Annotated in this window: 20 protein-coding genes; all 20 read right to left on the bottom strand. The window is 34.3% G+C overall.

Features of this window, described 5'->3' with window-relative positions; genetic code table 11:
* Nucleotides 1–19: 19 nt before the first annotated feature.
* The 20 genes from Q2T76_RS04940 to Q2T76_RS04845 all read right to left on the bottom strand — a co-directional run bounded on the left by Q2T76_RS04940 (nucleotide 20) and on the right by Q2T76_RS04845 (nucleotide 19196).
* On the bottom strand, nucleotides 20–901 hold the full coding sequence (locus tag Q2T76_RS04940; RefSeq protein WP_302084418.1) for an aldose 1-epimerase family protein: 882 nt from the start codon (nucleotides 899–901) through the stop codon (nucleotides 20–22).
* 9 nt (nucleotides 902–910) lie between these two features.
* Nucleotides 911–2314, bottom strand: coding sequence for an ATP-dependent protease ATPase subunit HslU (gene hslU / locus Q2T76_RS04935; protein WP_302084417.1), 1404 nt, complete (start codon nucleotides 2312–2314; stop codon nucleotides 911–913).
* 14 nt (nucleotides 2315–2328) lie between these two features.
* A complete protein-coding gene (gene hslV / locus Q2T76_RS04930) occupies nucleotides 2329–2850 on the bottom strand; it encodes an ATP-dependent protease subunit HslV (protein ID WP_302084416.1) in 522 nt (173 codons plus the stop codon).
* 17 nt (nucleotides 2851–2867) lie between these two features.
* Nucleotides 2868–3755 carry a tyrosine recombinase XerC gene (gene xerC / locus Q2T76_RS04925; RefSeq protein WP_302084483.1) on the bottom strand — a complete coding sequence of 296 codons (888 nt, stop codon included), beginning with the start codon at nucleotides 3753–3755 and terminating at the stop codon, nucleotides 2868–2870.
* A 79-nt stretch (nucleotides 3756–3834) separates the two neighbouring features.
* Nucleotides 3835–5913: a type I DNA topoisomerase gene (gene topA / locus Q2T76_RS04920; protein WP_302084415.1), complete on the bottom strand. Its 2079-nt coding sequence runs from the start codon at nucleotides 5911–5913 to the stop codon at nucleotides 3835–3837.
* 92 nt (nucleotides 5914–6005) lie between these two features.
* Entirely contained in the window at nucleotides 6006–6785 is a 780-nt protein-coding gene (gene dprA / locus Q2T76_RS04915) for a DNA-processing protein DprA (protein ID WP_302084414.1), read from the bottom strand.
* A gap of 35 nt (nucleotides 6786–6820) precedes the next feature.
* Entirely contained in the window at nucleotides 6821–7576 is a 756-nt protein-coding gene (locus Q2T76_RS04910) for a ribonuclease HII (RefSeq protein ID WP_302084413.1), read from the bottom strand.
* Complete coding sequence (ylqF, locus tag Q2T76_RS04905) at nucleotides 7563–8420, bottom strand: ribosome biogenesis GTPase YlqF (RefSeq protein ID WP_302084412.1); 858 nt, start codon at nucleotides 8418–8420, stop codon at nucleotides 7563–7565. Before ylqF ends, Q2T76_RS04910 begins: the two co-directional genes overlap by 14 nt.
* 10 nt (nucleotides 8421–8430) lie before the next feature.
* Nucleotides 8431–9837 carry a S41 family peptidase gene (locus Q2T76_RS04900; RefSeq protein ID WP_302084410.1) on the bottom strand — a complete coding sequence of 469 codons (1407 nt, stop codon included), beginning with the start codon at nucleotides 9835–9837 and terminating at the stop codon, nucleotides 8431–8433.
* Between the two features lie 11 nt (nucleotides 9838–9848).
* Nucleotides 9849–10073 carry a YozE family protein gene (locus tag Q2T76_RS04895; RefSeq protein WP_302084409.1) on the bottom strand — a complete coding sequence of 75 codons (225 nt, stop codon included), beginning with the start codon at nucleotides 10071–10073 and terminating at the stop codon, nucleotides 9849–9851.
* The gene (locus tag Q2T76_RS04890) at nucleotides 10070–10657 is read right to left on the bottom strand and encodes a YpmS family protein (protein WP_302084408.1); all 588 of its coding nucleotides are present in this window, start codon (nucleotides 10655–10657) and stop codon (nucleotides 10070–10072) included. The genes Q2T76_RS04895 and Q2T76_RS04890 overlap by 4 nt, the downstream gene beginning before the upstream one ends.
* Nucleotides 10658–10665: 8 nt before the next feature.
* Nucleotides 10666–11475, bottom strand: a complete 810-nt coding sequence (locus Q2T76_RS04885) for an SGNH/GDSL hydrolase family protein (RefSeq protein WP_302084407.1) — start codon at nucleotides 11473–11475, stop codon at nucleotides 10666–10668.
* A 55-nt stretch (nucleotides 11476–11530) separates the two neighbouring features.
* On the bottom strand, nucleotides 11531–12373 hold the full coding sequence (locus tag Q2T76_RS04880; protein WP_302084406.1) for a DegV family protein: 843 nt from the start codon (nucleotides 12371–12373) through the stop codon (nucleotides 11531–11533).
* A 78-nt stretch (nucleotides 12374–12451) separates the two neighbouring features.
* Complete coding sequence (locus Q2T76_RS04875) at nucleotides 12452–12931, bottom strand: dihydrofolate reductase (RefSeq protein ID WP_302084405.1); 480 nt, start codon at nucleotides 12929–12931, stop codon at nucleotides 12452–12454.
* An 11-nt stretch (nucleotides 12932–12942) separates the two neighbouring features.
* A complete protein-coding gene (locus Q2T76_RS04870; protein WP_302084404.1) occupies nucleotides 12943–13893 on the bottom strand; it encodes a thymidylate synthase in 951 nt (316 codons plus the stop codon).
* Between the two features lie 2 nt (nucleotides 13894–13895).
* Complete coding sequence (locus Q2T76_RS04865; RefSeq protein ID WP_302084403.1) at nucleotides 13896–15776, bottom strand: ABC-F family ATP-binding cassette domain-containing protein; 1881 nt, start codon at nucleotides 15774–15776, stop codon at nucleotides 13896–13898.
* Nucleotides 15777–15858: 82 nt separating this feature from the next.
* A complete protein-coding gene (locus Q2T76_RS04860; RefSeq protein WP_302084401.1) occupies nucleotides 15859–16320 on the bottom strand; it encodes a hypothetical protein in 462 nt (153 codons plus the stop codon).
* A 42-nt stretch (nucleotides 16321–16362) separates the two neighbouring features.
* Nucleotides 16363–17568, bottom strand: coding sequence for a CCA tRNA nucleotidyltransferase (locus tag Q2T76_RS04855; protein ID WP_302084400.1), 1206 nt, complete (start codon nucleotides 17566–17568; stop codon nucleotides 16363–16365).
* Between the two features lie 8 nt (nucleotides 17569–17576).
* Nucleotides 17577–18827, bottom strand: coding sequence for a lipopolysaccharide assembly protein LapB (locus Q2T76_RS04850; protein WP_302084399.1), 1251 nt, complete (start codon nucleotides 18825–18827; stop codon nucleotides 17577–17579).
* Between the two features lie 93 nt (nucleotides 18828–18920).
* Nucleotides 18921–19196, bottom strand: coding sequence for an HU family DNA-binding protein (locus tag Q2T76_RS04845; protein WP_244087419.1), 276 nt, complete (start codon nucleotides 19194–19196; stop codon nucleotides 18921–18923).
* Nucleotides 19197–19201: the final 5 nt, after the last annotated feature.

Raw genomic sequence — 19201 nt, 5'->3', positions numbered from 1 at the left:
AGCCCTGAGGGCTCTTTTTTTATTTATCAAAAGTTATTGTGTAATTTGCATTAAACTCATCATCTTGTTTACTTAAATGTTTAATGGCAAATTTCTCTTCGAACTTTCCACTAGCATCAATGGTATCGGCAGTTCCCCACCAAGGTTCAATACAGACAAAGTTACCTTCAGTTGGATAACTTGACCATAAACCAACAAATTCCGCATTGTCTGAGGAAACACTAATTCCATAGTTTGTTTTATCACTTTTAATACTAATTGTATTTGATCCTTCTAATTCAAAAATTAAAGCATCATCTTTGAATAATTCATGGTTAATTGGGTACTTAGACGTATTCGTCTTAAAATGGTTCTTAGGGTCAATATTTGAACTAATCAAAGGTATTTGATAACGAATTTCATCTGGTGACAGTTCCAAATAGTAATCTTCATACTTAGTTTCACCTGTTAATGGCACAGTGAAACCAGGATGTGCACCAACTGAGAAGTATAATTCTTGATTTTTAGGATTAATTACTTGGTAATTAACTAATATTGAACGCTGTTGCAAAGTGTAATTAATATAGAATTCAAATTCAAATGGATACTTTCTAATTGAATCTGCATCACTTTTTAGAAGTAAAGAAACAAAATTATTATCTTGAACGGAAACTTCAAATTTCTTATCACGGGCAAAACCGTGTTGAGTCATTGAATAGTCTTGTCCATCATAACTGAACTGGTCGTCTTTTAACTTACCGACAAAGGGGAATAAAACTGGAGCATGTCTTTTCCAAACTTCTGGATCAGCTTGCCACATGTATTCAGTATCAGTTGCAATGTCTTTAACACTGACAATTTCTGCTCCATCAAGGTTAATTGTTGCCTTTAATTCTTCGTTCTCTAATACTACAGTATCCATTATTTTCTCCTATAAAATATATTTTGAAAGATCTTTATCAGCCACAATTTCCCCAACTTGTTCATCCACATATTTTTGCGTGATAGTAATCTCACCCATTTGCATATCTGGTGCTTCGTAAAGAATTTCTTCCAATAGTTTTTCTAAGACGGTGTGAAGACGACGAGCACCAATATTTTCATTTTCACGGTTTAAACTAAAGGAAATCTTAGCAATCTCCTCAATAGCTTCTTTGGTGAAAGTTAATTTAATGCCGTCAGTTTTAATTAATGCCATATATTGTTTAACGAGGGCATTATTTGGAACAGTTAAAATATTGACAAAATCTTCTTCACTTAATTCTTCAAGTTCGACACGAATTGGAAAACGTCCCTGAAGTTCAGCTATTAAGTCACTTGGTTTACTTTCAGAAAAAGCACCAGAAGCAACAAACAAAATATGATCAGTATTGACTGGACCGTACTTAGTATTAACTTGTGAACCCTCAACAATTGGTAGAATATCTCTTTGAACACCTTCACGAGATACTTCGCCACTATTCTTTTTGTTCCCAGCGGCAATTTTATCAAACTCATCAATGAAAATAATTCCCTTGTTTTGAACTAAATCAATGGCGTTTTGATAAATCTTGTCGTGGTTAACGATTTTGTTAGATTCTTCAGTGATTAATAGCTCTCTAGCTTCCTTAACAGGCAGAGTCCGAGTAACTTTCTTTTTAGGCATGATATTACTTAACATCGAGCTCATATCCACACCCATAGTTCCCATGGTGTCATTCATAGGGCCGACTTTGGAAGACTCTTCCAATTGAATTGTTACTTCATGGTCATCAAGTAAACCTTTTTTTAATTGTTCACTAACAGTGATTCTTTTATCTTCAATTTCTGGAGTTACTTCTTCTTCAGGTTCGTTATTTTCACCCATCTGACCGCTAGACAAGTTATTTAACATACTCATCATATCGGCCATATTGTTCTGACGAACTTCTTTTTTAATTCCAGGTGCCAAAATTTTCACTAGTTTCTTATCCGCTTGTTGTGTTGCTTCCGAGCGAACTAGCTTGAATTCTTCACTTTCTTGCATCTGCACAGCCACATCAGTTAAATCACGAATCATTGATTCAACATCACGCCCAACATATCCAACTTCGGTAAACTTAGTTGCCTCAACCTTAATAAAAGGAGCTTTGACGATTTTTGCTAAACGACGAGCAATTTCTGTCTTACCAACACCAGTTGGCCCAATCATCATCAGATTCTTAGGCGTAATATCTTGTTGTTGACTAACTGGTAATTCAGTCCGACGATAACGGTTATATAGAGCAACCGCTACGGCTTTTTTGGCCTCTTTTTGACCAATAATATATTCATCTAATTCTGAAACAATCTGTTTGGGGGTTTTTTGTTCGTTCATTTATTCCACCTTTATTAAAATTTGTCTGTAATAATATTTTGATTTGTATAAACGTCAATCCCTGAAGCAACTTCAATTGCTTCTTTAGCAATTTCTTCAGCTGACATTTCTGTATGTCTAATCATAGCAGTGGCGGCTGCTTGAGCAAAATTGCCACCTGAACCAATGGCAATAACATCTTCATCTGGTTCAATCACTTCACCATTTCCAGAAATCAATAAGATATTGTCTTTATCCATTGCAATTAATAGTGCCTCAAGTTTTTGTAAAGTAGGATCTTTACGCCAATCTTGAGCTAATTCTACTGCTGCTCTTTTGAGATTTCCGGAATAGCTTTTTAATTTTTCTTCAAGCCATTCTTGAAGTGTAAAGGCATCAGCAACGCCACCGGCAAAACCAATAATTACTTGGTCATCATAAATTCTTCTGACCTTTTGAGCTGAACCTTTCATAATGAATTTTTCGCTCATCGTAACTTGTCCATCACCGGCAATTGCGGTCTTATTATTCTTTTTAACTGCACAAATTGTAGTCATTTAATTCTCTCCTATTTTTAAGATCTTGGAAAAAAGTTTCGGTAATCCTTTTGCAGATGTTCCATGGTTACATGCGTATAGATCTGAGTTGTCGATAAACTACTGTGCCCCAGCAATTCTTGAACAGTTCGTAAATCGGCCCCATTATCTAGCATGTGAGTTGCAAAAGAATGTCTCAACATATGAGGATGAATATCGGCTGTCAAACTAGTTTTTTTAATTAGCTGATCAAGCACATATTCAATTCCTCGGGAACTCAACTGCGTTCCCTTATTGTTGATAAGTAAGAAATTACTACTTTTTTCGCTTTTTTCAACTAAAAACCCTCTACCATTTTGTAAATACTTAATAATTGCTTTTTTTGCGTATTCACCAAACGGAACGTAACGGTCTTTATTCCCTTTACCATGGACCAGAATGACGTTCATATCTAAGTCAATTTGTTCGATTGTTAAGTTAGATAATTCGCTAACACGCATTCCCGTTCCATAGAGTAATTCCAGAATGACAGAATTTCTTAATGTCAAAGGATCCTCTCCTTCAACTGCTTTGAATAAAATATCGATTTCTTTTTGATAAAAAAATCGTGGTAATTTTCGTCCTTTTCGTTTTAGTTGGACTAAATCAAAAGGATCACTAGTTATTTGATTATTTCGTTGTAGATACTTAAACAGCGATCTAAGTGACGAGATTCGTCTTTGAACAGTGTCAATTGAATAATTTTTTTGATCCATATATTCCAAGTAATCATCAATTTCAATATTTGACACGTCTTTTAATTCTTGAATGTTTCCGTTATTTTTTAAAAACTCAACGAAAATATTTATGTCTTCTTGGTAGGCTTTAATTGTTTCTGGCGAATAATTACGATCCGCCGCCAAGTAAGTTAAAAATTCGGCAATCATATTTTGCAAAATAAAAAACCTCCGATTACTTGTTAGATTACCACAAGTATCAAGAGGTTTCATGGATTATTAAATATTTTTATTTTTGAACTGTTTCTTCATAGTCACCATTTGGACAAATAACTTGGCGGCCACCTTTAACTTTCTTTTCAACTAGATAATGACCATCTTTTGGACAATCACGACCAACTGGTTTGTTCCAATCTACGAAATCACAATCTGGATAACGAGAACAACCATAGAAAATTCGGTTACGTTTTGATTTTCTTTCAATGACTTGTCCTTCTTTACACTTAGGACAAATTACACCTATTTCCTTAGTAATTGCCATTGTGTTACGACAATCTGGGAAACGACTACATGCATAGAATTTACCAAAACGTCCCATTTTGATAACCATAGGAGCACCACAGATATCACAATCGATACCAGCTGGCTCATCTTTGATTTGAACTTTTTCAATTTCTTTTTCAGCTACAGTTAATTCTTTTGCAAATGGTTTGTAATACTCATCAACAACTTGAACCCAGTTTTCATCACCAACCTCAATTTCATCTAACTGATCTTCTAATTTAGCTGTAAATTCAATATTTACGATGTCTGGAAAGTATTTCTCAATCAAACCATCAACGATTTCACCCATTTCAGTTGGCTCGAAACTCTTACCATTCAATTTTACATAATATCTTCTTTGAATAGTATCAATAGTTGGAGCATATGTTGAAGGACGACCAACACCGTTTTCTTCTAACGCCTTAACTAGTGAAGCTTCAGAATAACGTGCTGGTGGTTGAGTGAAATGTTGTTCTGGATTAGTTGAATCCAATTTAACAGTATCATTTGTCTTCAAATCGGGAAGCTTCTTGTTTTTATCATCGTCTTCTGCATTTGATTTGTAAACTTTTTGATATCCAGCAAATTTCAATTGTGCTCCGTTAGCTTTGAATGTCACACCATTTTGTTCAATTGTTGCAGTAACTGTATCAAATACTGCCGGTGTCATTTGACTAGCAACGAAACGTGACCAAATCAAGTTATATAGTCGATATTGATCACGACTTAGATATTCTTTAACTGCTTCTGGTGTTCTAAACACTGATGAAGGACGGATAGCTTCGTGAGCGTCTTGTGCCCCTTCTTGATTCTTAACTTTTTTTACTTTGTGTGATGAATATTTTTCACCATATTCATCAACGATGAAATTAGCAGCATCAGCTTTAGCTACTGAAGAAATACGCTTGGAATCAGTACGCATATAGGTAATTAAACCAACTGTTCCTTCACCCTTGCCTAACTTAATTCCTTCATATAGTTGTTGTGCCAACATCATTGTCTTACGAGTCTTGAAGTTGAGTTTACGGTTAGCTTCTTGTTGTAGAGAACTGGTGGTAAAAGGATCAGCAGCTGAACGTCGACGTTCTTTCTTTTGAACATCAGTGACAAGAAAATCTTTTTTCTTATCAATCTTCTTGAGAACTGATTGGACAGTTGCATTATCTTCTAATGGAAGTTTCTTACCATTTTCACCATAGAATTTAGCATCGAACGCTGATTTGTTATGTTTGAACTTAGCATCGATAGTCCAGTATTCTTCAGGAACAAAGGCTTTGATTTCTTTTTCGCGGTCAATTACTAGTTTCAAAGCAATCGATTGAACACGTCCGGCACTAAGTCCTTTTTTGACTTTTTGCCACAAGATAGGACTAATTGAATAACCAACTAGTCGATCCAAGACACGTCTTGCTTGTTGTGCATCAACTAAGTTCATGTCAATATCACGTGGTTCTTTGAAAGCTTCTTTAACAGTATCTTTAGTAATTTCGTTAAAGACTACACGATTTTTACCTTTAGGATCTAATTCTAAAAGATGCGAAACATGCCAAGCAATTGCTTCTCCTTCACGATCCGGATCGGCTGCCAGAAAGACTTTCTTGGCTTTTTTAGCTTCTTTTTTTAGATCTTTAATAACCGGACCCTTACCGCGAATAGAAATATATTTAGGTTCGTAGTTATGCTCAATATCAACACCCATCTGACTTTTTGGCAAGTCACGTACATGTCCGATACTAGCGATAACGTGATAATTTCGTCCTAGATATTTTTCAATTGTTTTGGCTTTTGCTGGAGACTCTACAATAACAAGATTTTTTGCTGGCACAATTTTCCTCTTTCATCTTTTGAATTTCAAACTTTAGCCATAATAAAATAGGAAAATAACTTTTGTCAAACTTTTAATTAAGAAATCGTAAATTAAAATAATAAAATATTCGCTCCATCTCTAATTAATTCGTTTGTTCCAACCGACAATGCTGACCCTACTTCACCAGGCAGTGCGTAGACATTCCGGTTGTTTTCGAGTGCCAAACTTGCAGTAATAAGTGAGCCACTTTTTTTCTTGGCTTCAGTCACAATTAAACTTTCTGACAAACCAGCAATAATTCTATTTCTCTGTATAAAATTATATGGTTTTGTGATGTGATTAGGTGGATATTCACTGATAACAAGTCCCGACTCAATTATTTGATGTTTTAAATTAAAATTATTTTTCGGATAACAATCGTCAATTCCCGTTCCCATAACAGCAATTGTTCCTAATCCATACTTCAATGCACTAACGTGACCCATTGAATCAACACCATTTGCCATTCCACTGACGATAACTTTGTCAGTACTTAAATGCAGACAAATTGTTTCAATCGCAACTCTACTATAGTTAGTACCAATCCTAGCGCCGACAATACCAATTCCCGTTTGATTAAGCAATTCAATTTTCCCTTCATAGAATAGTACTGCTGGTGGATTATAGATTTCACTTAATTTATCAGGATATAAATCATCTAAGAAACTTATTGCGTGGATATTTAATTGATCAAAATTTAAGTAATTAGAATGATTGATTATTTTCCAGAACTTTCCTGGAAAAATTCTTTGTAATTTATCCTCCGTTAAGTCATCTATTTTTATTAATCGCAATAATTCATGATTAGTCAAAACTTCTGTCGCTGCTATTCTTATTATCAAATTATTCAAAATAAAAAACCTCCACGTATTAATTACGTAAAGGCTTATAAAATATCCTTAATTGGGGCAAAAGTTTTTCGATGAATTGGGCAAGCACCCATTTCTCTCAATCCTTCTAAATGATTCTTCGTTCCATAACCCACATTGTGACTAAAATCATAACCAGGATATACTTGATCGTATGTTTTCATTAAATCATCTCGAATTTCTTTAGCAACAATACTTGCAGCAGCTATCGAAACACTATTAGCATCGCCCTTGATTATTTTTTGTTGAGCGATATCAACTGGAACGGTCATTGCATCAACTAATAAATATGTAGGTTTGAGATTCAAACTTTCGACTGCTTGTTTCATCACCAATTCGGTTGCATGATAGATGTTTTCTTTATCAATCAATTCTGCAGAACCAACGCCAATAGAAATATCCAGAGCTTGCTCACAAATATCCTGAAATAATTTGCGTCTTTTTTTGTCTGATAATTGTTTGGAATCATTTACTTCATATAAAGTATTATTGTTTGGCAAAACAACCGCCGCACATACTACTGGACCTGCTAAAGGTCCTCGCCCAACTTCGTCTACTCCTGCTACAATTTGTTGCTGCTGCCACAGAGGTTTTTCATATTTCATTCGTTCTTGAAAAGCCTGTCGCAGTTCTTCTTGCTTAAGGAGTTTTTTTCGATACTTGTTTAACGCATTTTGAACGCCTTTACGTTTATCTTGTTGAAACTGGGCTAGTTGGTCATCAGAAACATCTAAAGTGCTTAAAATGTCTTGAATTTCTTTAATTGACTGCATCATCGACCTCTTCTATTTGATCCAGTGTATATTTTCCTAAAACACCTTTTCTGATATCTTGCATCAATTTTTCAGACATTCGATCAAAATCATCTTTGAATCCCATTTTTTTGGTTAAGAATAACAACAAATCAGGATTATCTAATTCTAAACCTGAATCACTTACTTGATAAGCTTTCTTAAGCTTTTCTGAATAATGTTTCTTGAAGTAATCTAAAGCAAATAAAGCCACATCATCAGCATGGAAAATACTATCTTTAATTGCTCCTGTTAGGGCAAGTTTCAATCCAACAGCTTGATCATCGATTTTAGGCCACAAAATTCCTGGAGTATCAATAATATCAATATCATAATTAGTTTTAATCCAGTTTTGATTCTTCGTCACACCTGGCTTGTTACCTGTCACAGCAATATTCTTACCGGCAAATCGATTCAAAATAGTAGATTTTCCTACATTAGGAATCCCAATACACATAGCCTTAATGCGGTAGTTTTTCACTCCAGCTTTTTTGTATTTATCAATTTTTGCTTGAACTTCTTTTTTAATATTGTTAATTAAACTATTCATATTATTAGCATGCTTTGAATCAACAATATAAGTACTAATATCTTGCTTTTGAAAATACTCTTGCCATTTCTTTGACATCTTCTCATCAGCTAAATCAGCCTTGTTCAAAATAACGACACGTTTTTTATTATTAATAATTGAATCTAACATCGGATTTCTCGATGAATAAGGAAGTCTAGCATCAACAATTTCAATGACAACATCAACCAGCTTCAAGCGTTCTTGAACTTGATTTTTAGCCTTATTCATATGTCCTGGGAACCATTGTAATGCCATAATTATCTCCTTATTTTAGATTTAATGCTTTTTGATAAACAACGTCTTTATCGCGAAGAATATCTGCCAAGTTGTAATATAAAGTTTCCTTGGTTTTTTCTGTCAATTTACCATCTGCAGTTAGATTATTCTTTTGTTGATAGGTCTTCAAAGCTGCTTCTGTTTTTCCGTCAAAGTAACCATCTTCATTCACATCAGAGCCAAGGCGTTTCAAGATTTTTTGTGTGGCTTCAATATCATCACTTCGATCACCTAATTTATAGGTTTTCTCGTCCTTGAAAGTAAGTGATGCCAAACTATCTTCCTTAACAGAGATTGTTGGTTTAATTCCTTTTAGATGAATCCAATGGTCCTTTGGTGTTAACCATTTGGATGAAGTAAACTTCATTTCTGAATTTGCATCTACTGGAACAACTGATTGAACAATTCCCTTACCAAAGGTCTTGGAACCAATTATCTGACTACCGATATTTTCATTCAAAGCGGCAGTGAATATTTCAGCGGCACTAGCAGTATTTCCATCAACTAAGAGTGAAACTTCTTTGTGGAATTTGTAACCACCATTGTCTGATGATTTTGCTTTATAGCTGACTTTCTTACCTGAACGTTCTTGTGTGGAAACAATTGTATCCCCATTTTTCAAGAAGATACTTGAAGCCAAAATGGCTTGGTCCAACTCTCCTCCTGGATTTGAACGTAAATCAATTATTACCCGACTTACCTTTTTCTTATTCAATTCTTGAAGAGCATTCTTCAAATCCTTAGCAGTGTGGTCAGTGAATTCAGTAATTTGAATATAACCGACATCTTTCTTGCTTGGATCAACGTGGTAGTTAATTGAAGTTACTGCAAGTTTCTTACGAACAATGGTCTTATCAAATTCTTGCGTTCCTCGTTTAATAGTGATTGTAACCTTAGTATTTTCTTGGCCCTTGACCATGTCAGTTACTTTATTAATAGTCATATTCTTGGTTGATTTACCGTCGACTTTATAAATCACATCACCAATTTTTAGACCAGCCTTTTGTGCTGGTGAGTCAGCAACAACGGAATCAATTGTTACTTGATTCTGTTTCAAAGCTACCACAACACCAATTCCTGAGACATTTCCAGAAATACTGTTGTTAAATGATTCCATTTGACTGGCATCAATGTATTGAGTATATGGATCATCTAATGAGGCAAGCATTCCATTGATTGCGCCATCCATGAGCTTTTCGCGATCAACTTTCTTATAATATCCCTGATTGATATTATTGTAGACCGTGTTGAATCTCTGAAAATCAGCTGACTTGCTTGAACTATTGCTAACGTTAACTGTACGCCAGACAAAAATTCCCGTAGCCGAACAGAATCCCACTACAAAGGCACTTATAATTGATACAACTAAAACTATCGTATTAAATCTTTTTTTCATAATTTAAAATCCTATCTGGTATTTTTTTCCAAATACATTCGATATACTTCATCAAAAACATCCATACTTGGCAAGTACGATCCATTTAATTCTAGATAATTTGAAATTTCTGCATATTCCTCAGCTTGCTTCGGAAAGGTTAAATCGTAAAAAGCTGAATTCGCAAAATGTGAAATCTCATCTTTGCCATCTGGATTTCTTAATGTCATCAAATACTGATAAAAGCTTCTAATCATTTTTTGATTGCCCTTTTAAACACTTCTATTTTTATTGAATCATTTTTTAAATCAATTTTTTTTGCTTTGAAAGAAAAACCAGTTTTTGATTGAAATTTAGTAATTTGTAAATCAAAGACTTTTTTCTTGCTGTCTAATTGTACCCAACTTGGCAAATGATATTCCTTGCCAATATAATCCATTACAAACTTCATCGGTACATCCAAACTACCAATTTTCAATTGTTTAGCAGTTAACAGTACGTCGCCATTTTTTTCCATCTTTGGTAGCATCTTCAATTTGAAGCCGACTTTTGACCCTAAGAAGGCGACATTACCCTTAATATTAACGTACTTCTTATCAACTGTTACTTGATATTTAATATCGTCATTTTCCAATAACTCATTCAAGTAATTTCGGGAAAGATTATTAACTTGATCTCGTCTCAAGGATACCGTAAACACTGAATCTTTAGCATTTAATTGGGTAGTATTTTCTTGAATTGAGACCGGACGCATAATCGTATAACCAAACCAAGCTAAGGTTATAACTACAACTGTCAGTAGTGTAATAAAACTAATTTTCCACCAATTCCTGTTCTTCATAGAAACTCCTATTTTTCTAGCCAATCCTCACGGGATTTCATCATTTGCTTATACAACTCATCCGTCATTAACTGATATCCTTTGTTATTAGGATGAAAATAATCATCAGTTGACAGATATGGATTTTGAGCTTCACCATCTTTATTCTTAATTGTTTTCTTGGGATTAGAAAGCAGCTTATCAACATTTACAAAATGAACATTATAGTTCTCGCTGACGGTTTGTTTCGAGAAACTATTCCAATTCTTCACAGCTGTATTCATGTATTTTACTTCTTTTATCGAGATACCGAAAGGATTATAAATACTGTAGAGATAGATTGGTGATTTACTATTATAACGACGAATATTGACAATCAAATCATTCAAGTTATCTTCAAACGTATCGGTTCCAGAGCTGACATCTTTTTTTGATAATGCTAATCCCTTAGCCTTTAAAATATGCATAAGGTCATTACCACCAACTGTTAACGTAATTACATCAGCATCTTTCAAACTTTTTTGAAGTTTCGGATCCTTAGTAACTCGCTTATTAATTTGCAGACTAGTCTCTCCAGCAATACCGAAATTCTCAGTTTTGACCTTGGTGTCATAATTTTTTTGAATTTTTTCTTTGATTAAATTTACATATCCACCCTTTTTGGTGGTATCTCCAACACCTTCAGTAAGTGAATCTCCGACAGCGACAAGCTTTATCTCGGATTTCAAATTATCGTCAATTGATTGCTTGGGCGTTTGTTTTTGATTTAAATAAAATCCCCCCAGGACTGCTAAAACTATTACTACTAAAGTAATAATTCCAATTGTTCTTTTCATCATAGACTCCTCATTCCAATTAAAAAAAGTAGATGTCTATCTCCATCTACTTTACTTGCTAATAAAAGATTATGGCAAAAGCACCAACACCAGTATGGGTGGAGATTATTGGGCTTGTAGTTCTAATTTCTACTGGTACATTGGGTACAACTTGGGCAATTTTTTCTTTAATTTCTGCACAATATTGTTTAGCGTCACAATCTGAAATTCCTACAAAAGAAATTTCCTTGTCTTCTTTAATTTTTTCGATAATTGCATCTACATAGCGGTCAAGAGTTTTCTTACCACGGCCACGTTTTACAACTGACAATTTGCCATCAGCAACTTCTAGAGCCAAATTAATGTTCAAAACTGTTGAAATTGTAGCGGCAAATCTTCCTAGACGACCACCTTTTAAAATGTTTTCAACGGTTGAAACACCAAGACCTAAGAAGGTCTTATTTCTAACTTTTTTGATTTCAGTCAAAATATCTTCAACACTAGCACCGGCAGCAGCTAACTCAGCAGCCTTTAGAACTTGAAAACTCAAGCCCCAATCTGTGAATTCACTATCGATTACTTCAACATCACCGTCTACCATATCTGCGGCTTGACGAGCGGCATTAACAGTTCCTGAAATACCTTCTAACATGTGAATTGAAATAATCTCAACATCATCGTCTTCTTTTAAGATTTGTTCATAAATCTCTGTGAACTTACCCAAAGAAGGTTGCGAAGTTGTTGGTAAATCCTTGGATGACTTCATTTTCTCAATAAATTCATCACGCGTTAAATCCACACCATCAATATATTCTTTTCCATCAATTACAATATCAAGCGGAACAATAGTGATGTTATTTTGTTTAATTTCATCATTGCTTAATTGAGCTGATGAGTCAGTTACGATACGTACCTTAGCCATATGACTAAACTCAACTTTCTTTAATAATAGATAATAATAAGTATATCAATAAAACGAGATATTTTCACTCTCTAACCTTTATTTACGGTCATAAACTTCAAATGTATGTGGCCAGAGATTCTTCTCATCTACCTTACCTTCTTCGCTTGAAACAAGCTTGAAGTTTTCCCATGGTAAATCAATCATCAAGACATCACCTGAAAATTCATGATGAATCTTGGTCACATAAAGTCGATCAACTAAGTCCTTAAAAAGTTCAAAAATTTGAGCTCCACCAATTACACAATAATTCTTTTGCGTATCCATTTGTATGTCACTAATCGCATTAACAACCGTCACTCCTGGGTAGGAAAAATTCTTGTTTCGTGTAATCACAATATTTTCGCGGTTTGGTAAAGGCCCATTTGGAAAACTTTCGAAGGTTTTTCGTCCCATAATGATAGGATTACCCGTTGTAACTTCTTTAAAACGTTTCATATCATCTGGTAATTTCCAAGGCAAAGTATCATCCTTGCCAATTACTCGGTTTTCGTCTTCTGCCCATACAAAACTAATCATAACTTTCTCCTTTAAACCGCCACTGGTGCTTTGATTGGCTTATCAGGGTTGTAATCAACAACTTTGATATCATCGACATCTAAATCAAAAATACTCTTATTATCAGCAGTAATTTCTAATTTCGGACCAGCTTTAGGGGTGCGGGCCAATTGTTCTTTAGTTTGCTCCATGTGATTACTGTAAATATGTGCATCACCAATCGTATGAACAAATTCACCAACATCGAGACCAACTTCTCTAGCAATCAAATGAGTTAATAAAGCATAACTAGCTATATTAAATGGGATTCCTAAGAAGACATCACCACTTCTTTGATACAACTGACATGACAATTTGCCATCATTAACATAAAACTGGAACATGGTATGACAAGGTGGCAAAGCCATGCTAGGAACATCTTCTGGGTTCCAAGCACTTACCATTAATCTTCTGGAATCGGGAGTTTCTTTAATTTGTTCAATTACATTGGCAATTTGATCAATGAACCCACCATCACGCTTCAACCAGTGACGCCATTGGCTTCCATAGACATTCCCAAGATCTCCCCATTTCTTAGCAAAGTCATCGTCTTCAACAATATTTTTACAAAAGAGATCTTTTTGTTCCTTGTATTGTTGATTAAAATCTTCATCAACTAATGAACGGCGTCCAAAATCCGTCATGTCAGGTCCTGTGTAGGCATCACTTTCTACATACTTCTTAAATGCCCATTCATCCCAAATATGATTGTTATGTTGTAATAAGTACTGAATGTTAGTATCCCCGTGCAAGAACCATAAAAGTTCACTTTTAATTAGTCCAAACGGAATTTTTTTAGTAGTTAATAATGGAAATGATTCTTGTAAGTCAAAGTGCATTTGATATCCAAAAATACTTCTGGTACCTGTACCAGTACGGTCAGTTTTATCATGACCGTTTTCTAAAATATACTTAGCTAATTCAAGGTACTTGTCTTCATTCATAACTATTCTCCCAATTCGCTTAATTCTTCCCAACGATTCATTAATTCTTCTGATTCTTGTTTCTTTTCTTCTAATTCAGATTGATATTCCATTAATTTTTGGTAATCAACCGTTTCATCTAATAATAACTCATTTAACTGATTAATTCTCTCATCAATTTTGTCAATTTTTGGTTCAATTTCTTTCAATTCAATTTCTTGAGCATAGGTCAATTTTTGTTTCTTCTTCGGCTCCGGTTTCTGCTCAGTAGTTTTTCGTTCCTTAACAGTATCGTGCGTCTGATTTTGCTCATCTTCTAAATAATTTGAATAAGTATCAAAATACTGGCTGATTTCACCTTTGCCCTTAAAAATCAATAATTTCTGAGCAATCTTGTCTAAGAAATAACGATCATGGGCTACAGCAATCACTGTTCCAGAAAAATGCAACAAATAATCTTCTAAAATGGTTAAAGTTTTAATGTCTAAATTATTTGTTGGCTCATCTAATAACAAAACATTAGGCTGTCTAATCAGAATTGCTAATAAGAACAACCGTCTCTTTTCTCCACCAGAAAGTTCTCGAATAAATGCTCCCTGCAAGCGATTATCAAATTGAAAAGTTTCTAAAAGTGTCGTTGCCGTTAATTTTGATCCATCCTCGGCTTCAACATTTTGACCAATTGATTCAAGATAGGAAATTACACGAACATCTGGATCCATATCTTCACTGTATTGCGTATAGAAGCCAATTTTAACCGTCTGTCCCACTTCTAGAATTCCCGAGTCAAGTGGAAGTCTTTGCGATAAAACGTTCAGAAATGAGGTTTTACCTGCTCCATTAACGCCGACAATTCCAATTCTTTCTTTTTTGTTTATTAAGTAAGAAAAATTATCTAAAATAATGTTTCCGTCAATTGCCAAGTTAGCATTTTTCAATTCGAAAACATCTTTTCCCAGACGTTTTTTAGCAATATTTATCTCAATATCACTGCTTTCTTGTGGTTGATCTTTCAAGTCTTCACTTAAGTCTTTAAATCGAGCTTGTCTAGCATTCTGCTTGGTTCCTCGTGCTCTAACACCCGCCTTCATCCACTCTAATTCTTGCTTGTAGAGTTTTTGTTTATGCTTTAAAGTTGCAGCTTGAATCTCTTCGTTTTTATTTTTTTGTTGAAGATATTTCTCGTAGTTTCCGGAATATTCACTAATTTTTTCAAATTCTATTTCAAAGATGCGATTAGCTACAGTATTTAAGAAATAACGATCATGAGTTACGAAAATCACGGCATTTTTAAGTCTTTGTAAATATGTTTCTAGCCATTTAATTGCCTGATAATCCAAGTGATTAGTTGGCTCATCCAGAATTAGTAAATCAGCTTCTGACATTAATGCCTGGGCTAAAGCGACCCTTCTTTTTTGACCGCCAGAAAGATGTTTAATTTGTTTATCAAATTCGGTAATTGCTAGTTTGGTCAAAATGGTTTTGACATCAGTTTCAATTTGCCAACCATTTTCTGAGCTCATTTTTTCTTGGAGTTGAAATAATCTGGTCTTATTTTTCTCGTTTTCTGGGTCTTTATTATAGACCTCAAGTTGTCTTTCGTAGTCGCTGACTAGTTTGAAGATTGCATTGTCACCTGACAAAACCGCATCAAGAATGGTTTTTTCTTCATCTAAATTTGGTTGTTGACGTAGATAAGTAATCTTATAGTCTTTGGGAGTATCAATCGAGCCACTCGATAGTTCACTATTATCTACTAGACAATTCAACAATGAGCTTTTCCCCGAACCATTCATACCGACTAAACCAATTTTATCCCCTTCATTGATAAGAAAGTTAACATCTTTGAAGAGTGTTCTTTCACCAACATTTTTTGCTAAATCATTCGCTATAAAAGTTTTCAAACTATTACTCCAACTGTGTTTAATATGTCCATTATACAAGTTTTAGAGCATTAAAAAAAGCCGACTCACGTCAGCTTTTTTCTTAAAGACTATCACGATATTTATCAACAACACTAGCTTGTGCATCGATAACAATATATAAATTACCATTCTTCTTAGAAACAGCACTTGTTTGATAAATGTTGTCTAAGCCTTCTGAATCTTTAGCTTTGTATGGGAAGTAGATTTGTTTTGAATCTCCTTCATCATCAAAGATTAAATCACATTTTTCAATATCTTGATAACTGATAACACGATCGAACATACCAGCAGCAGTTGTGGCTGTGATGTTGTCAGTATCTTTTAGATAATCGGCTTCTTTCAAAACTTCGATTTTGAAACTCTTGCAAGGATTAATTTCTTGCATTTTTCCACCGTTGATTCGTCCATAACTAGTTGTTACACGGGCCAACCAAATATCATCCATTTCTTTGTGGTTAACAGTCCAAGTGTCACCATTTCTAAAATAAAATTTTATTTCTTTAAATACACGTGTTGTGTCCATACAGCAAAAGCTCCTTTTTTTGAAATTGCTTACAAAATTATCTTAGCACACTTCATAATTTTTTCTACAATATTTGATTAATTCACTTTTTTCATTTTCCAATTTACCATAAACCACTTGTTTTTCGATATCTAATAAAATCTTTCCAAGCTTTGGCCCTGGTGCTATTTTTAATTCTTTCAAGAGGATATCACCATTAATTGCTAGGTCTTTTTTATTGGTTATCGGTAACGTAGCATAGATTTGTTTAATCTGAGAAGTATCTATTTCGATTTTTCTTACATCACAAACATTGACTAAGTCAGCAAAATATTTTTCGCCAATTTGATAGAAATCCCAAACATCGTAATTCGAATTCTCAATATCGACAGTTAAAAAGTTAATCTTTTGAACATCATCTTTGATTTGATTAGATTCTTTCCAAATAGTTAAGAATCTTCTTGTATCTTTGATGTTCAATAACTGACAGACTAATGCCCATAAGGAACGAGCTGAAGTAATTCGAGTGTTTTTTAGTGACAACATCTTTTCTAAATTTTGTGATTGATTAGAAAATTCTGGACAATTTAAAGCTAGTCCTGTCTTTAAAAACTGTTCAAATCCACGTTGCCAGTTCTTTCCCAATAACATCTTAGTAAATTCAGTGTTAATTCGTTCAATCGATATTTTTTTTAATAGTTCTGCATTCTCACGGATAGCAGTTAAGGTATTAGTTTCTATTTCAAAATCTAACTGGCTTTGAAATCTAACGGCTCTCATCATCCGTAAAGCATCTTCGGTGAAGCGATCTTGAGCCCTACCAACGGCACGAATAACGTGATTGTCTAAGTCGGCAAGTCCTTCATATTCATCAATAATTTCACCATCTGGAGCAATAGCCAAAGCATTTATTGTGAAGTCTCGGCGTTGTAGATCTTCTTTTAGAGACCTGACAAAGGTTACTTTATCCGGACGACGATAGTCTTGATAACCACTCTCAGTTCGAAAAGTCGTCAATTCATAACTAGTTCCATGGTCCATCACCGTGACAGTTCCATGTTGAATTCCCGTATCAATTGTTTGTGGAAAAATTTTCTTTATTTCTTCTGGATAAGCACTAGTTGCGATATCAACATCATGAACTGGCAAGTTCAATAGATAATCACGCACACTACCGCCAACAAAATAAGCCTTAAATCCTGCATCTTGCAATGAATTTAAGATATGCAAAGAACTTTCAAAAATTTCTGGCCATTTTGTGATTCTCATAATGCTCCTTAATTATCAAATAGTGTCTTCATATATTCATCATCTGGATTTAACTTCAAATATCTCTGTAGAGCATCTTTGGCAGTCTTTAAGTCGCCAAAGTCACGTAAAATTAATACTAAATCTCTTAAGAAATCTGCGTTGTCTTGTAAGTCGTTATACGCAAGTAAAATATTGTCTCTGGCTGCACTAATTTCATCAAGTTCACTATATGCCTTGGCCAAATTCCAGAAAAGATATGGATCATCGTCCTCATTTTTTTGAACTTTTTTAATTAAACTAATAACTTGATCATAATCACCGATACTTTGATAGTAATCAGTAATTTCTTTAACCAGCTCGTTAGATTCCTCTACCCGATTAATGCCTTTTTTAGCCAATTCGATTGCTTCAGCTAAATGCTTCGTCTTCTTGGCAGCTTTTAACAAGACTTTGTATAACTCATAGTTATATTCGTCAAAATTGATTCCGTTCATCGCAGTTCGATAAGCTTCTTCATATTGCTCTTGTTCATATAACACATTGGCTAACAAACTGTATGCCGGAATATAATCATGATTTAGTTCAATCAATTCATCTAAGTTTTGTTGAGCTTTTTTTAATTCATGAGTTTGGTAATAAAGAGTTGCTTTTTTAAACAAGATATCTTCATTAATCATTAATTGATTAATCTTCTCGTAGACTTCAATCGCCTCTTCAAATTTTCCATTGCCGGCTAGTGCATCACCAATACGTTCATGAATTGAGATACCAGAAAACTCTTCTTGTTTATCATCTAATAAGACTTCATAGAAACTAATTGCCTTTTCAAAATTAGCTTGCGCAAAGTACAATTCAGCTAAAGCAAATTTAATAACTTCTTCATCTGGAAATAGTTTCAAGGCTTCCAAAAGTTTCTGCTCACTAACTTCATATAATCCCATGGCTTGATAGACATCAGCTGAGGTTATCAACGCTTGTCCATAAGCATAAGAGTCAGGCTTCACTTCTGCTAAATAATTAATTGCCAAATCCATTTGATCGTCAGAAACCGCAATTTCTGCCAATCGAGTTCTTAACTCGTCAGCATCTGGATTTTTGGTTAATAAATCTTCAAAAATTTCTCTAGCTTGAATTGATTGTCCCATCTCAAGCAAATTATCAGCTAAGTTAAATAACGTATCATCATCGTCATATTCTTGTGCTTTTTTAATTAACTCGTCGGTTTTATCTAAATTACCTTTATAAAATTCATCTAATGCTTCTTGTGAATAGCTCATATTTTCAAATTTCCTCTTTGATTGACAGTAAACCCATTATAACAAAAAAAAGACAATCAACTAAGTTGATTGTCTAGTAAATAATCATTCTAATTATTTAACAGCGTCTTTCAAAGCTTTACCAGGTTTGAATGCTGGAACTTTTGATGCAGGAATCTTAATTTCTGCACCAGTTTGTGGGTTACGACCCTTACGAGCTGCACGTTGACGTACTTCAAAGTTACCAAAGCCAATTAATTGTACTTTTTCACCTTTAGCAAGTTTTTCTTGGATTGCACCAAATACTGCATCTACTGCAGCTGTAGCATCTTTTTTAGTGATACCTGTCTTTGTTGCAACACTATCGATAAGTTCTGCTTTGTTAGCCATAATCT

Origin of the sequence: Lactobacillus sp. YT155 (assembly GCF_030504545.1) — a bacterium.
Classification (GTDB): Bacteria; Bacillota; Bacilli; order Lactobacillales; family Lactobacillaceae; genus BQUT01.
The sequence above is the reverse complement of the archived record's forward strand: the minus strand, read 5'-3'. Positions and strand labels throughout refer to the sequence as shown.

Excerpts from the sequence above, each read along its gene's own strand:
- Q2T76_RS04940 (WP_302084418.1), bottom strand. The coding sequence starts at position 901 with ATGGATACTGTAGTATTAGAGAACGAAGAATTAAAGGCAACAATTAAC.
- hslU (WP_302084417.1), bottom strand. The coding sequence starts at position 2,314 with ATGAACGAACAAAAAACCCCCAAACAGATTGTTTCAGAATTAGATGAA.
- hslV (WP_302084416.1), bottom strand. The coding sequence starts at position 2,850 with ATGACTACAATTTGTGCAGTTAAAAAGAATAATAAGACCGCAATTGCC.
- xerC (WP_302084483.1), bottom strand. The coding sequence starts at position 3,755 with ATGATTGCCGAATTTTTAACTTACTTGGCGGCGGATCGTAATTATTCG.
- Q2T76_RS04910 (WP_302084413.1), bottom strand. The coding sequence starts at position 7,576 with ATGCAGTCAATTAAAGAAATTCAAGACATTTTAAGCACTTTAGATGTT.
- ylqF (WP_302084412.1), bottom strand. The coding sequence starts at position 8,420 with ATGGCATTACAATGGTTCCCAGGACATATGAATAAGGCTAAAAATCAA.
- Q2T76_RS04900 (WP_302084410.1), bottom strand. The coding sequence starts at position 9,837 with ATGAAAAAAAGATTTAATACGATAGTTTTAGTTGTATCAATTATAAGT.
- Q2T76_RS04895 (WP_302084409.1), bottom strand. The coding sequence starts at position 10,073 with ATGATTAGAAGCTTTTATCAGTATTTGATGACATTAAGAAATCCAGAT.
- Q2T76_RS04890 (WP_302084408.1), bottom strand. The coding sequence starts at position 10,657 with ATGAAGAACAGGAATTGGTGGAAAATTAGTTTTATTACACTACTGACA.
- Q2T76_RS04885 (WP_302084407.1), bottom strand. The coding sequence starts at position 11,475 with ATGATGAAAAGAACAATTGGAATTATTACTTTAGTAGTAATAGTTTTA.
- Q2T76_RS04880 (WP_302084406.1), bottom strand. The coding sequence starts at position 12,373 with ATGGCTAAGGTACGTATCGTAACTGACTCATCAGCTCAATTAAGCAAT.
- Q2T76_RS04875 (WP_302084405.1), bottom strand. The coding sequence starts at position 12,931 with ATGATTAGTTTTGTATGGGCAGAAGACGAAAACCGAGTAATTGGCAAG.
- Q2T76_RS04870 (WP_302084404.1), bottom strand. The coding sequence starts at position 13,893 with ATGAATGAAGACAAGTACCTTGAATTAGCTAAGTATATTTTAGAAAAC.
- Q2T76_RS04860 (WP_302084401.1), bottom strand. The coding sequence starts at position 16,320 with ATGGACACAACACGTGTATTTAAAGAAATAAAATTTTATTTTAGAAAT.
- Q2T76_RS04855 (WP_302084400.1), bottom strand. The coding sequence starts at position 17,568 with ATGAGAATCACAAAATGGCCAGAAATTTTTGAAAGTTCTTTGCATATC.
- Q2T76_RS04850 (WP_302084399.1), bottom strand. The coding sequence starts at position 18,827 with ATGAGCTATTCACAAGAAGCATTAGATGAATTTTATAAAGGTAATTTA.
- Q2T76_RS04845 (WP_244087419.1), bottom strand. The coding sequence starts at position 19,196 with ATGGCTAACAAAGCAGAACTTATCGATAGTGTTGCAACAAAGACAGGT.